General features: G+C 63.0%; 13 protein-coding genes. 4 read left to right on the top strand and 9 right to left on the bottom strand.

Translation table 11 applies throughout. From position 1 onward, the window contains the following. Positions 1–61: 61 nt before the first annotated feature. The 5 genes from N5D22_RS23540 to N5D22_RS23520 form a co-directional block, all read right to left on the bottom strand. Positions 62–490 carry a GNAT family N-acetyltransferase gene (locus tag N5D22_RS23540; protein ID WP_279658325.1) on the bottom strand — a complete coding sequence of 143 codons (429 nt, stop codon included), beginning with the start codon at positions 488–490 and terminating at the stop codon, positions 62–64. Between the two features lie 61 nt (positions 491–551). Continuing rightward, positions 552–2,636, bottom strand: coding sequence for a hypothetical protein (locus N5D22_RS23535; RefSeq protein ID WP_279658324.1), 2,085 nt, complete (start codon positions 2,634–2,636; stop codon positions 552–554). A gap of 1 nt (position 2,637) precedes the next feature. After that, positions 2,638–5,448, bottom strand: coding sequence for a DUF4159 domain-containing protein (locus tag N5D22_RS23530; protein ID WP_279658323.1), 2,811 nt, complete (start codon positions 5,446–5,448; stop codon positions 2,638–2,640). Further along, entirely contained in the window at positions 5,445–6,359 is a 915-nt protein-coding gene (locus tag N5D22_RS23525; RefSeq protein ID WP_279658322.1) for a DUF58 domain-containing protein, read from the bottom strand. The genes N5D22_RS23530 and N5D22_RS23525 overlap by 4 nt, the downstream gene beginning before the upstream one ends. Before the next feature lie 25 nt (positions 6,360–6,384). Beyond that, positions 6,385–7,395, bottom strand: coding sequence for a MoxR family ATPase (locus tag N5D22_RS23520; protein WP_003523087.1), 1,011 nt, complete (start codon positions 7,393–7,395; stop codon positions 6,385–6,387). 175 nt (positions 7,396–7,570) lie between these two features. Between N5D22_RS23520 and N5D22_RS23515 the strand changes: the two genes are divergently transcribed. From N5D22_RS23515 to N5D22_RS23505, 3 genes are read left to right on the top strand one after another with little or no spacing between them, the layout of a single operon-like run. After that, positions 7,571–8,200 carry a DUF1285 domain-containing protein gene (locus N5D22_RS23515; RefSeq protein ID WP_279658321.1) on the top strand — a complete coding sequence of 210 codons (630 nt, stop codon included), beginning with the start codon at positions 7,571–7,573 and terminating at the stop codon, positions 8,198–8,200. Then, positions 8,197–8,829, top strand: coding sequence for a CoA pyrophosphatase (locus tag N5D22_RS23510; RefSeq protein WP_003523089.1), 633 nt, complete (start codon positions 8,197–8,199; stop codon positions 8,827–8,829). The genes N5D22_RS23515 and N5D22_RS23510 overlap by 4 nt, the downstream gene beginning before the upstream one ends. After that, complete coding sequence (locus N5D22_RS23505; RefSeq protein ID WP_279658320.1) at positions 8,826–10,082, top strand: CCA tRNA nucleotidyltransferase; 1,257 nt, start codon at positions 8,826–8,828, stop codon at positions 10,080–10,082. Before N5D22_RS23510 ends, N5D22_RS23505 begins: the two co-directional genes overlap by 4 nt. A 24-nt stretch (positions 10,083–10,106) precedes the next feature. On the opposite strand, the gene N5D22_RS23500 is transcribed toward N5D22_RS23505, so the two are convergent. The 3 genes from N5D22_RS23500 to hemF all read right to left on the bottom strand — a co-directional run bounded on the left by N5D22_RS23500 (position 10,107) and on the right by hemF (position 11,824). After that, entirely contained in the window at positions 10,107–10,292 is a 186-nt protein-coding gene (locus tag N5D22_RS23500; RefSeq protein WP_003523091.1) for a DUF1059 domain-containing protein, read from the bottom strand. Between the two features lie 228 nt (positions 10,293–10,520). Beyond that, a complete protein-coding gene (locus tag N5D22_RS23495) occupies positions 10,521–10,790 on the bottom strand; it encodes a hypothetical protein (RefSeq protein WP_279659178.1) in 270 nt (89 codons plus the stop codon). 122 nt (positions 10,791–10,912) lie between these two features. Continuing rightward, positions 10,913–11,824: an oxygen-dependent coproporphyrinogen oxidase gene (gene hemF, locus N5D22_RS23490; protein ID WP_279658318.1), complete on the bottom strand. Its 912-nt coding sequence runs from the start codon at positions 11,822–11,824 to the stop codon at positions 10,913–10,915. Between the two features lie 131 nt (positions 11,825–11,955). Here hemF and N5D22_RS23485 point away from each other — a divergent pair, with 131 nt between their 5' ends. Then, positions 11,956–12,231 carry a hypothetical protein gene (locus N5D22_RS23485; protein WP_080790104.1) on the top strand — a complete coding sequence of 92 codons (276 nt, stop codon included), beginning with the start codon at positions 11,956–11,958 and terminating at the stop codon, positions 12,229–12,231. Positions 12,232–12,291: 60 nt separating this feature from the next. On the opposite strand, the gene N5D22_RS23480 is transcribed toward N5D22_RS23485, so the two are convergent. Beyond that, the gene (locus tag N5D22_RS23480) at positions 12,292–13,944 is read right to left on the bottom strand and encodes a Na/Pi cotransporter family protein (RefSeq protein WP_279658317.1); all 1,653 of its coding nucleotides are present in this window, start codon (positions 13,942–13,944) and stop codon (positions 12,292–12,294) included. Positions 13,945–14,065 lie beyond the last annotated feature (121 nt).

Raw genomic sequence — 14,065 nt, 5'->3', positions numbered from 1 at the left:
AATTTGTGCGTTTACCGAATGGGCCATGGTCCAAGGCGCCTTAATAGGGCCGTGGGAGCGCTTATGATTCGACGGCCTGGAAACGTTTCTCCAGCCATGTGATCGACTGGCCGGTGGAGAGCGGCGAAAGCGATCCGATTTTTGTGAAGCCGAAGCGTTGGTAGAGCCGAAGCGCATCCGGGTTCATCGTGTCGATATAGGCTCCCATGCAGCCGCGCTTTCTGGCTTCCTCCTCCGCCATTGCAAGCAGTTTCGGGCCTGTGCCCTGACCGCGCATGGCCTCCGGCACGAAAAGAAGCTGCACATAAAGCCAGCCGCGCGCGGTATAACCCACCAGACCGCCGGTGACGATATCTTCGCCATCGCGGATGGTGATGATGAGTTCGCGTTTGTCGCTTTCGCCGAAACGGGCGAGATTATAGGCCACCAGCGGATCGCGGATGGCCTTTTCGGCCTCCGCGTCCGCGACATCGCTCAAAATGAAATTCATGCTCTTCTCCAGACGCCGGGCGGCGACCGCTTTCTGTTTCTAACTGGAGACGGAAACGCCCTTACCGGCCCTCACGCCACCACAGCGCGGAGAAGGCGAGCAGCAGGGCGGCAAGCCCGGCAAAACCGGCAAAGAGCGGCAGGGTGTTGACGCCTTTCAGCACCGTCTCGTCGGTCACGCGTATCAGCATGCGATCCTCGTCGGCAACCCTGATATCTCCCCGCACCGGCAATATATCGGGCAGCGCGATACGGCCGGAATTATCGGCGACGCGGTGCACGCCGCCTCTGGTGGCGTCGGCCAGCGGTTTCAGCGTTTCGGTGGTCGAAATCATCGCCTTGAATTCCGGCGCATCCACCGCGCCGACATGGACGAGGGTGGTGAAATCGCCGTTCCTGATTTCGAACAGGCCGGTTTCGTCCATGCGGCGCTCGATCCTGTAAAGACCGGGCTCGGTGCTGGTGAAGGCCATGTTCTCGGTCCTGCCGGAAGGGAAACGCACGCTGGCCTGACCGGGATCGTCGCCGATGGTCTGGCGGGTGATCTGCAGGGTGCGACCGTTCGCTCGCGCCGTCAGCGCCTCTTCCTCAAGTTCGGGTTCCTTCATCAGCCAGTGGGCGATGCGGCGATAAAGCGCCACATGCGGGCCGCCGCCTTCGAAACCGCGCGCCCACAGCCAGCCCTGATCGGACAGCAGCATGGCGACACGGCCTTCGCCCTGACGGTTGAGCACCAGAAGCGGATCCTGCCCATCGCCCAGCATCACGGTCTGGCCCTGCGGCGGGTCGACGCTGATGGTGCGGAACCAGCGGCCCCATTGCGGCGGCTCATTGCCCGATCCCTCCAGCCCGCGGGTGACGGGGTGTTTTTTGCCCGCTTCCGAAAGGCGCGGATAAAAGGCGGCCTGATGCACCTCACCGGTCGGCTGGGCCGGCAGCACGGAGGCCAAAGGCGTCATGGCGATCGAATCCTGACCGGCATGTTCCGGTCCGGCTGCGATCAGAAGCGCGCCGCCCTTTTCGACATATTGGGCGATGTAATCGTAATAGAGGATCGGCAGTACGCCGCGATGCTGGTAGCGGTCGAAGATGATGAGGTCGAAATCATTGATCTTCTCGACGAACAATTCGCGGGTGGGGAAGGCGATCAGCGAGAGTTCGTTGATCGGCGTGCCGTCCTGTTTTTCCGGCGGGCGCAGAATGGTGAAATGCACCAGATCGACCGAGGCGTCGGATTTCAGGAGGTTGCGCCACGCCCGTTCGCCGGCATGGGGTTCGCCTGAGACGAGCAGCACGCGCAGGTTCTGGCGGATGCCTTCGATCAGGTGAACGGCGCGGTTATTGGCAGCCGTCACTTCACCCGGAAGCTCGGCGACGGAAAATTCCATGACATTGTTGCCGCCGCGCGGAACCTTGAAATTGAACGGCGTCGGCTGGCCGGGTGTGGCCTGCAACGTGGCGATTTCCTGCCCGTTCATCTTGACGGTCACTTCCGCCGAACCGCCGCCGGCGGGGCGGCCGTCATCGAAGACACGCAGCGTCAGCTGCTGTTCCTCATTGACGATGCCGAAGCGCGGGGCGCGGACGATCTCGATACGGCGGTCGAATTCATCGGCCTTGCCGGTGATCAGCCCGTGCACGGGGGCGCGGAAGCCGAGCGCCTGTTCGGCATTGGGCAGGGCATTCGGTATGTCATGAATCTGGCCGTCGCTGAGGAAGATCGCGCCGCCGACACGCGACGGCGAGACATCCGAAACGGCGGAGGAAAGTGCGGAGAACAGCTGCGTCGAGGGTGAGTCGTTCTCACCGTTGTCGCGCACTTCCACGATGCGCGGTTCGATGCGCGGGAAACGGGAGAGCCGGTCTTTCAGCGTCTCCAGCGCCGTATCGGTCATCTGCGGCCGATCCTGCACGTCCTGGCTCTGCGAACGGTCGACGATGACGGGAACGATGGTGGAGAGCGGCTCGCGCTCCTCCTGCGTCAGAAGCGGATTGGCGATGGCCGCAAGCAAAGCGGCAAGCGCCAGCCCGCGCAGCCATGCGCCGCGCACGCCGCGCCACAGGCCGATGAAGGAGAGGGCAAGGGCGGCGACGGCCAGAACGGCAATCACGATCCACGGCAGGAAGGGGGCGAAGGTCAATGTCATGTCACTGCCCCAACCGTTCGAGAAGTGCGGGAACGTGGACCTGATCGGCCTTGTAGTTGCCGGTCAGCATATACATCATGATGTTGACGCCGGAGCGGAAGGCGTGCTCGCGCTGCATCTCGTCCGGCGGCACTGTTGGCAGAACCGGCGCACCCTGCGGATCGACGGCCCAGGCGCCGGCGAAATCGTTGCCCGTTATCATGATCGGCGTCACGCCATCGCCGGAAGAAGAGAGGCCTGAGGTGGTCTTGGCGGCTCCCTGTCGCGATTCCACCCAGAGCGGTGAGCCATTGTAACGGCCGGGGAAATTGGTGAGCAGATAGAAGGACCGCGTCAGAACGTGGTCTTCCGGCACAGGCTCCAGCGGTGGGATATCGATATTGGCGAGGATCGCCTGCAGGCGTTCGCCGTTAGGGCTGGTCGCGCCGGTGTCGAGCGAAGAGAACTGGTCGCGTGTGTCGAACAGCACGGTGCCGCCGGCGCGCATATAGGCGTCGATGCGCGAGATGGCGGCGCTCGACGGCATGGGTGCCGTTGCGGAAACCGGCCAGTAGATGATGGGATAGAAGGACAATTCATCCTTGGAAATATCCAGTCCAACCGGCTGACCGGGTTCCAGCGTCGTGCGCCAGGTCAGGAACTCGCTGAGGCCCTGCAGTCCCTGCTCGGAAATACGGTCGACATCGTTTTCGCCGGTGCGGACATAAGCGAGATGCGTCGTATCCAGCCGCTCGAAAATCTGCTCGTCTCCGGGTTTCGGATCGGCGGCGCGGGCGTCGGTTGGCGACATGGCGGCAAAGGCGCCAAGCGCCAGCAGCACGGTGGCGGCGGTCGCGCTGCGGGCTTTTGGCAGGCGGGCGAAGGCGCCGTTCATGAAGAGCACGATCAGGCTGTCGGCAATCAGCATCAGGAAAGCGGCGATGAACAGAGCAGGGCGCAGCGATTTCGCCGTTTCGCCGATCAGGGCTTCGCTGGTGGTGCTGACACCGGCGGCGGACGTGTCGAGCGGGCGCAGCGTCGCGCCTGCCGGCAGGAGGTTTAGAGCCACGAAACCATCCTCTGTGCCATAGAGGCCGGGGGGATTGTCGAAACCGGTGCGGGGCGGCTGGCCGGCGCGCATTTCCAGCGGCCGGGCAGTGCCGATTTCGGCTGAAAGCGCGCCTTCGGCCGTCAGCAGCCGGAAGGGCGGCAGGGCGGCAGCCGGGGCATTGGCGTTGGCGGAAGCGCCGCCCGCTTTCGACAATTGCACGATACGGCGCAGCATATCGACGAAATGGCCCGAGATCGGCAGGTCGGACCAGCTCGCCTCGGCGCTGACATGGAAGAGCACGATGCGGCCCGCCTCGACAGTGCGGGTGGTGACGAGCGGCGTGCCATCGGCAAGGCTTGCCCAGGTGCGCTCAGCCAGATCCGGTGTCGGTTCGGCCAGAACCTGGCGTTTGACGAGAATGCCATCGGCCTTCGGCATGCCGGCGAAAGCGCCGAAGCTCGGGAAATCGGCCAGCGGCTGCGGCTCGGCCCAGGAGAGCGCGCCGCCAAGTGCGCGTTCGCCCTGTCTGAGCGTTACCGGCACCAGCGGATCGTCTGCGGGTGCCGCCGCAAGTCGCGGTCCGGCGAAACGGATCAGCGTGCCGCCGCCGGCGAGCCACCGCTGCATCGGCTCATAGGTTTCCTGCGGTATACGGCCGATATCGGCCATGACGATGACCGAAGGATTGGATTGCAGGATTTCCGGGATCGCCTGCGCCAGATCGGCCTGCCGCTGCGGAATGAGATCGGCGAAAGGCTGAAGCGCGCGGCTGATATAATAAAGCGGCTGCAGCAGCGGCTGGAAATCATTGCCGGTTTCGCCAGCCAGCAGCGCCACGCGGCGGCGGCGGAAGCCGTCGTCGAGAAGATGCACCGCGCCCGCCGTCGACGCGCCTTCGAGGGAGAGGCGGGCGAAATCGTTGCGCAGTTCGAAGGGTGCTTCGACCGTTGCCGTCGTCTCGGCTTCGCCGGGCGCGAAGCTGGCGGTGCCGTTGGCGAGAATGCGGCCCTGGCTGTCCTGTGCATTGACGGTCAGCCGGACGGCTTCGGCCGTGTCCAGACGCGAAAGCGTGACGCTCATGGCGTCGGCATTGTTGGTGGCGCCTGATATGGCGGTGATCGCCTTGCCGTCGCCCTTCACGATGCGGAATTCGGCCGGGGAGAGGCTGGCAAGCGTTCGCATGGCGCTTTCATCCTGCGCACTCTGCACACCATCGGTGATGTAGGCCAGCGTGCCGGGGGGCGTGCTGTTCAGCGCCTCGGTGATGGCCTCAGCCGTGCGGATACGATCGGGAACCAGTGGCTTTGGCGTTGCTGCGGCGAGCTTTTCCAATGCAACGGCTGTCGTTCCCGGCACGGCGTCATGTTCGGCGTCGGCGGTGAACGTGATGGAAACGGGGCGGTCGGCCCGCTCCGCATCGCCGATCAGGGCTTGCGCGGTTGCCACGCGCCGCTCCCAGTCGGGTGCGGAGGCCCAGCTATTATCGACGACGAGCACCAGCGGGCCGCTGCCGGCGATGCTGCTGTTGCGCGGGTTCACCACGGGGTCTGCCAGCGCAAAGATCACGGCCGCAGCGAGCGCCATGCGCAGCAGGGTCAGCCACCATGGGCTTTTCGACGGCGTTTCCTCGCGTTTCAGCACCGTCGCCAATATCTTCAGCGGCGGAAACACCTCCGCCTTGGGGCGCGGCGGCGTGAGCCGCAGCAGCCACCAGATGGCGGGCAGCGCCAAGAGGCCGAAGAGGATGTAGGGGCTGGTGAACACGAAAGGCAATGCGTTCATCGACGGCCACCGCCTTGCGCGGGCGCGCCGGAAAGATACATGTGCATGGCGACGAGCGCCTCGGAAGCCAGATGATCGGTGCGGTGGAACACGAAGTTCCAGCCGAGACGGCGCAGCGACGAGGACAGCGCCTCACGCCTGGCGAGATAGGCGCGGGTGTAATCCTCGCGAATGGTTTCGGCACGGCCGGACACCAGTTTTTCGCCGGTTTCCGGATCGGTGAATTCGGTACGGCCGGAATAGGGGAAGGTCTCTTCGGCCGGATCGGCAATTTCCACCACATGGCCGCGCAGGCCTCGCCGCGCGAGCGGCGAAATCCGCTCCATCACGGCTTTAGCATCATCGAGAAAATCGCCGATGAGGACGATGTCGCTCGCGCCGCGGATCATGCCCGTTTCCGGCATGCCCGTTGTCAGCGGCGCATGCATGATGGCGGCTGCCAGCCGTTCGGCGGCGTTTCTGGCCGAAGCCGGCTCCATGATGCCGGGGCAGCCGATGCGCTCGCCCGAACGTGCGAGAATTTCCGCCAGCGCCAGCATCAGCACCAGCGCCCGGCTTTCCTTGGAGACGGAGCCGAGGGTGGATTTGAACATCATCGATGGCGACATGTCGGCCCACAGCCAGATGGTGTGGGCGGCTTCCCATTCGCGGTCGCGTACATAGGTATGGTCGTCGCGGGCAGAACGCCGCCAGTCGATGCGCGACAGGCTCTCGCCTTCGGCATAGGGACGGAACTGCCAGAAATTTTCGCCGATGCCGCGTTTGCGGCGGCCGTGCCAGCCGGCGGTGACGGTGTTGGCGATGCGCTTTGCCTCGACCATGCAGTCCGGCACCAGGGCTGCGCGCTGGCGCGCGCGCGCCAGAACTTCGCTACCCGGCGTCTTGTCTACGATCTGGCCGATGGATGCCACATGCAGTCCTTTCGCGAACGTGCTTTCAGTTCTTCGCCTGCTCCACGAGGGCTGCGATGACATCGCGCACCGACATGCCTTCGGCGCGGGCCGCGAAGGTCAGCGCCATGCGGTGTTCCAGCACCGGTTCGGCCAGCGCATGGACATCGTCCAGCGACGGGGCGAGCCGGCCTTCGTAGAGCGCACGGGCGCGGGCCGTCAGCATCAGCGACTGGCCGGCGCGCGGACCCGGTCCCCAGACAACGTGTTTGTCGGTCAATTTGTTGCCATGGCCGGGGCGGGCGGAGCGGACCAGCGAGAGGATCGCATCCACCACCTTGTCGCTGACCGGCATCTGGCGGATGAGGGCCTGGATTTCCATCAGGCGCCCGGCATCGATCACGCCGCGCGCTTCGCCGGAGGCGGTGCCTGTCGTGTCGAGCAGGATCTGGCGTTCGGCGGCAAGCTCGGGATAACCGACATCGACCTGAAGCAGGAAGCGGTCGAGCTGGGCTTCGGGCAGCGGATAGGTGCCTTCCTGCTCCAGCGGATTCTGGGTGGCGAGAACGTGGAACGGCTTCGGCAGCTCATAGGTCTGGCCGGCCATGGTGATGTGATATTCCTGCATGGCCTGCAGAAGGGCGGACTGCGTGCGCGGGCTGGCGCGGTTGATTTCGTCGGCCATCAGCAGCTGGCCGAAAATCGGACCCTTGATGAAGCGGAAGGAACGGCGGCCGTTTTCGTCCTGATCCATGACTTCGGAACCGAGGATGTCCGACGGCATCAGGTCCGGCGTGAACTGGATGCGGTTGGCATCGAGGCCGAGCACGGTGCCGAGCGTGGTGACGAGCTTGGTCTTGGCGAGGCCGGGAACGCCGACGAGCAGCGCATGGCCGCCGGAGAGGATGGCGAGAAGCGTGTTCTGCACCACTTTTTCCTGGCCGAAAATGACCTTGGAGACTTCCGTGCGGATGGCCGCTATGTCGGAAAGCGCCTTTTCGGCCGCGGCGACGATGGCCTTTTCATCGAGGGTTTCGCCGGTATTCATCACGCCCATGTCGCTCTCCTCATACCTTCGCCGCTGTCACAGTCGCATCCCGGTTTTGCTGGCAGTGGGCCGGGACGGATTTTGCGCTGCATATAGCTTATTGCTCTCTTGGCCGCTGACAAGCGCCATTCGAATGACTATGTCGTGACTTAGTATTTCCTTATCGGCAAAGCGAGACTCGAATATGGCAGCGGAGACGATAAATTCGGCTGATGATGCGGCCGGGCTTGCGGCGATGATTTCCCGCGCCGCCGAACAGACCGGCGACGCCAAACGCGGGCCGGCCCCGGTGGAGCGCTGGAATCCGCCCTTTTGCGGCGATCTCGACATGGAAATCCGCGCCGATGGCACCTGGTTCTACCTCGGCACCCCCATCGGCAGGGCGCCGCTGGTGCGGCTGTTTTCCACGGTTCTGCGCAAGGATGAGGACGGCAAAACCTATCTTGTAACTCCTGTGGAAAAAGTTGGCATCCGCGTCGTGGACGCGCCTTTCGTCGCCGTGGAAATGAAGCTGACGGCGGGTGAGGATGATGGCGAGCCGCTGCTGACCTTCCGCACCAATGTCGGCGATGTGGTGGAGGCGGGGCCGGAGCATCCGCTGCGGTTCGAGGTTTTCGGTGAGAACCGGGAATTGAGGCCCTATCTTCTGGTGCGCGGCCGGCTGGAAGCGCTCGTGTCGCGGGCGGTGATGTATGATCTCGTCGCACTTGGCGAGGTGATCGAAGTGGAGGGCGTCGACATGTTCGCCGTGCGCTCGGGCGGGATCGTTTTTCCGGTGATGCCCGCCAATGAACTGGAACGGCTTTCGCAATGACGACAACGGCATTCAAGACTTTTACCGCCGCCGATTTCCGCTGCCGGGTGCTGCAGGAAGGCGAGGGCGTGGCGGAGCGGGAACATGGCGACCATGTGCTCAATCCCGGCGTGGTGCTGTCTGGAAACGGCATCAGGCTGAAGGACGCCGCCGTGCTGGTGCCGGTCATCGACGATGGCAACGATGCGCGGGTGATCTTCACCCAGCGCACGGCCACCCTGCGCAAACATTCCGGCCAGATTTCATTTCCGGGCGGCGGCATCGATGCCGAGGACCGGACGCCGGAAGAGGCGGCGCTGCGCGAGACGGAAGAGGAAATCGGCCTTTCGCGATCTTTCGTGGAAACGGTCGGGCGCCTGCCGGATTATATTTCCGGAACCGGTTTCCGCATCAAGCCGGTGCTGTCCATCGTTCGGCCCGGCTTCGACCTGACGCTCAATCCAACGGAGGTGGATGAGGTTTTCGAGGTGCCGCTGTCCTTTCTGATGGACCCGGCCAATCACGGGCGCGGCAGCCGCATCTTTCAGGGGAAGGAGCGGTTTTTCTATGAAATGCCCTATGGCGAACGTTACATTTGGGGCATTACGGCGGGCATCGTCAGGACGATTTACGAGAGGTTTTATTCATGAGCAGCCTTGCCGGGCGGGACTGGTTTCAAAAACCGGCGCTGAAGCGCATCTTTACGCTTCTGAATGCCGATGGCGGCGAGGTGCGGATCGTCGGCGGCGCGGTGCGCAATGCGCTGATGGACCTGCCGGTGGTCGATGTCGACATGGCGACGACGCTGACCCCTGACGTGGTTGTTGCGCGGGCCAAGGCGGCGGGCATCAAGGCGGTGCCGACCGGCATCGAACACGGCACGGTAACGCTGGTGATCGATGGCGAAGGTTTCGAGGTGACGACGTTGCGCCGCGATGTCGAAACCAATGGCCGCCACGCACAGGTGGCCTTCGGCACCGACTGGCAGACCGATGCCGAGCGGCGCGACCTCACGATCAATGCCCTCTATGCCGACGAAAAGGGCGAGATCATCGACCTTATCGATGGTCTTCGCGATATCGAGACCGGTACGGTGCGCTTCATCGGCGATGCGGCGATGCGTATTTCGGAAGATTACCTGCGGATTCTCCGGTTTTTCCGCTTTTTTGCCCATTACGGTTCCGGCCGCCCGGATGCGGACGGCTTGCGGGCAAGCGCGCGGGCCAAGGACAGGCTGGGCACACTTTCGGCCGAGCGGGTGTGGAGCGAGCTGAAAAAGCTGCTTTCCGCCCGCGATCCTTCGCGCGCCCTTTTGTGGATGCGGCAATCGGGCGTTCTGGCGGAAATTCTTCCCGAAACGGAAAAATGGGGCATCGACGCCATTCACGGGCTGGTGGCGACGGAGCAGGCTCTGGGCTGGGCGGTGGACCCGATGCTGCGGCTTGCCGCCATCGTGCCGCCTGACAGGGACAGGCTGGCCGCTCTTGCCGCGCGTCTTCGGCTGTCGAAAGCCGAAGGGGCTTATCTTGCCCATTGGGCCTCGGCTCCGGCTGTAGACCCCGAGATGAAGGAAACGGCGCTAGACCGGCTGCTTTATCGTCAGGGCGTCGAGGGCGTGAAGACGCGGCTGAAACTGGCACTTGCTTCGGCCCGTGCCGATCTTTCCGCTGGCGACACGGCCATGCAGAAAGTGGCGCGGCTTTCGACTTTGCTGACGAGGGCGGAAAAATTCCACAAACCCGGCTTTCCGCTGAGCGGTGCGGATGTGATGGCCGCGGGCGTCGAGGCCGGCCCGAAGGTGGGCGAAGTGCTGAAAAGCCTCGAGGAAAAGTGGATCGACGTCAATTTCTCACTCGACCGGGCAGCGTTGACCGCCCGGCTGAAGGATATGCTGGAAAATTGAGGTCAGCGACGGCGGCGCTGCGGCTCAGGCCGCATTTGCCTCGTCGCGAATGCGGGATTTGATGTTTTCGATCATGTTCTCGCGGATGACGGTCTCGCCGTGCGCCGATCGCATATGTTCCACGGTGCGACGCACAACTTCGGCGTCGTCATCTGCGCGCGTGTGCCAGGCACAGCCGGGCACGAGCGTTCCACATTCAAACAGTCTCATGGTCTTGCCTCCCTGTTTTAGAGCGCCATGCGTCCGTTCGGACGCATAAAGGACGCTCTAACATCTTGAGTCTGCACATTCTCCCTGTCGAAAACCGGAATCGATTTTCGACAGGGAGAATGTGCGAGAGTGAGGGACAGCAATTCAATTGCCTGCTGTCCCTCCGACAAGAAACGAATGTTCACCGCTTATGTTCCAGAGCGGCGTCCTTCGACCTTATTCAGGCCCCTATTCGGGCATCGCCCAGCACTGGAAAACAGAGGATGTGCCGGCTGCCGGAATTTTTGTACGAGGCATTTCGTCATTGGCTGCCCGCCGTGCCGTTTTTTCTCCGGCGAGGGAGCGTTTTACCTGTTCGACATAAAAGGAATGCGGCAGTTCGCGATCACCCGTGGCGCGCATTTCCGCGGCCAGGCGGTCGATCAGATCAGGGGTATCGATGGATTGCGGTGCTGCCTCGGGGGAAGCAGAAATAGGCATGCTGTCCGAAGTAATCATGACGATAGCTCCTCCAGTACGTCTGCGGGAGGAGACTATCACTGCCTTGATTTTTCCATAAGTCCTAATTTGCGCTATTTGCGACAAAATGGCTGATGAGCGTCAAATTTGCGTGAGGTTTTTTAGGGCCAGCGCACCACCGGCGGCAGGGAGGAGAGAATCGATTCGACATTGCCGCCCGTCTTCAGGCCGAAGATCGTGCCGCGGTCATAAAGCAGGTTGAACTCCACGTAACGGCCGCGGCGGATAAGCTGCTCGTCGCGGTCCTCTTCCGTCCAGTTCTGGTTGAAATTGGCGCGGACGATCTTCGGATAGACCAGATTGAAGGCGCGGCCGACATCCTGCACGAAGGCGAAATTGGCGTCCCAGCCGCCTTTTTCCTCATCAGGGTGCAGCCAGTCGAAAAAGATGCCGCCGGTGCCGCGCGGCTCGTTGCGGTGCTTCAGGAAGAAATACTCGTCGCACCAGGTCTTGTATCTCGGGTAGTCGGCGACGGGGTGGCGATTGCAGGTGATCTCGAAGGCGCGGTGGAACAGCTGGGTATCCGGGTCCTGCTGCGTCCGCCTGCGGCCAAGCACCGGCGTCAGGTCCGCACCGCCGCCGAACCAGTGGCTGGTGGTGACGACCATGCGGGTATTCATATGCACCGCCGGCACATTGGGATTGACCGGATGGGCGATGAGCGAGAGGCCGGAGGCCCAGAAGCGCGGGTCTTCTTCGGCACCCGGTATCTGCTTGCGGAACTCGGGCGAAAACTCGCCATAAACGGTGGAGGTGTGCACGCCGACCTTTTCGAAGACGCGGCCTTCCATCATCGACATCCTGCCGCCGCCGCCTTCGCCATTGTCGCGCAGCCAGTCTTTCTGGACAAAACGGCCGGGCTCCTGATCGGCAAGGGGCCCGGTGAGTTCGTTTTCGAGCGTTTCGAAGGAGGTGACGATGGTATCGCGCAGGTGCTGGAACCAGGCTTCGGCTGTGGCCTTCTTGTCTTCGATGTCCTCGGGCAAGCCCTTCGGCAAGATTGGCCGTTCCATATATTCTCTCTCCTGCGGTGAAGTCTGTTGCCTGCCGCGTCTAGCAGGTGTTTGCGCCGCGCACAAATTCGACTCGCCAAGGCGGCGCGCCGACACTATCTTTACCGGTGTAGGTGCCAGAGGTGAATATCATGACGAAATTTGCCGGACCGCCGCCCCTCGACGGGTTGAAGCGCAGGATCGCCAATCACCGCAGGGAACGCGAAAGCGCTGGCGGTGAACAAAAGCGCGACGGCATGTTCGTGCGCCAGACCTTCTGCCTCGGCCGTGAGGAAGCCCGCGCCAAGGCGCGCGAATGGTTCGACAGCTTTCCCAAAGCGGCCTATTGGACGGAAGTGGAAAGCTGGCGGCAGCTTGAGGGTGACCGCATCGAATTCACCATGCGGCGGCTGCCCTCGGCCGATTGAGTTTTAGAGCGTTTTCGCATTTCCGGACGGAAAACCAGGGGTCAGCTTTCCTGGAAATTCTCAGGCGCGCGGTTCCGCGTAACGCAGGCGGCTTTCGATCAGCACGCCGCTTTCATCCAGAATGGGATGCGCCACCGAAACGATATGGGCGTTGATGCGCTTCAGATCCCGCAACATGTCGAGATGCAGCGAACTGGTCTGCATGCTTTCCGCCAGCCCGTCGCGTAGCCGCTCAAGATGGCGGTTCGAGGACTGTTTTTCGAGCCGGCGTATATCCACCTTGCTCTCCATCAGCCGGCGGGCGAGCTCGAAATCGCCGGTTACCAGAATGCTCTGGGCGGCGCGCAGGTTCTCGATGGTCATGTCGAACAGGGTCTTCAGCTCCTCATAACCGTCATCGGAAAACTTGAAGCTGTTCAGCACCTTCTTGCGGATCTGCTCGCAGATGCCCTTTTCGATGATATCGCCGATATGTTCGAGGTTGATCGCATAGTCGATGATGGCGATCGAACGGCGTGCTTCCTCGTCGGAAAGTCCCTTGCGCCCCAGTTGCGACAGATAGACCTTCACCTCCTGCTGGCGGCGGTCGACCTTCTTTTCGAGCAGGGACACTTCCTGAAGCGGCGTGAGATCATTGTGCTTGAAGGCGTTTTCGGCACGGATCAGCATCCGCTCGATGCTGTCGCCAACGCTTAGGACTTCGCGGGTGGCGTTGGCAAGCGCCACGACAGGCATATCCAGCGCCTGCTGGTCGAGGAAATTCGGACCGTCCTCCGCCTTCGGATCGCCCGGCACCAGCTTGGCCATCAGGTCGGGTATCAGGCCGGAGAAGGGCCAGGCCAGCGCCGCCAGAATGACATTGAAGATGAGGTGGGCATCAACAGGCAGTTTTGCGGGCGAAAGCGGCAATTGCTGCAGATACGTGGCGCCATAGGAGGCGAGCGGCAGCGCGATGAGGCAGCCGACGGTGCGCACGACGAGATTGCCGATGGTGATGCGCCGCGCGGATGCGGGGCCGGAAAGCGTGGCGATGACGGGCGGAATGGCGCCGCCGAGATTGGCGCCGAGAATAAGGACGATGATGAGCCCGGCGGACAAGGTGCCGGTGGCGGCCAGCGACAGGATGAGCACGACGACGGCGAGGCTGGAGGAGGAGACGAAGGCGAGCACGGCGGAGAAGATCAGCGCGACGGGCCATGCGCCGTCGAGCAGGCCGATGAAAACGGCAAGAGCGGGCGAGGCGCGCATCGGTTCGGTGGCGCCGCTCAACAGATGCAGCGAAAGAAGCATCAGGCCGATGCCGACCAGCGCCGTTCCACCGCCCTGTCTGGCGTTGGAACTGCCCTTTTTGAGCACGATGCCTGAAAGGATCAAAAGCGGCGACAGCCATTCCACACCTGCGGCCACGATCCATGCGGTGACGGCGGTGCCGACATTGGCGCCAAGCAGCACCACCTGCGCCATGCGCGGCTTGATGAGGTCCCGTTCCGCGAAGGAGGCGACCGTCAGCGCCGTCGCCGTCGAACTCTGCAGGGCGACGGTGGCGAAGAAGCCGGAAAAGAAGGAACGGGGGCCGTTCCGGGTGCCGGTGGCCAGCACGCTTCGGAGTTTCATGCCGAAGGCGCGGGTAACCCCGTCCTTGACCTGGGCAAGACCGAAGAGCAGCAGCGCGACTGCGCCAAGAAGGTTGACGATGACAATGGTGGATTGCATGCGACGTCTCCTCACACCCGCCGGCGGACGTTTCCGGCGAGGGCGATTTTTATTGTCCGGCTAATTAGTATAGGGGCCTCAACGCCCCCGGTACAGGCCGGGTTGCGACAGTTTTGAAGTA

Origin of the sequence: Agrobacterium sp. GD03872 (assembly GCF_029840625.1) — a bacterium.
Classification (GTDB): domain Bacteria; phylum Pseudomonadota; class Alphaproteobacteria; order Rhizobiales; family Rhizobiaceae; genus Agrobacterium; species Agrobacterium fabrum_A.
This window is presented reverse-complemented; position numbering and strand designations above follow the sequence as displayed.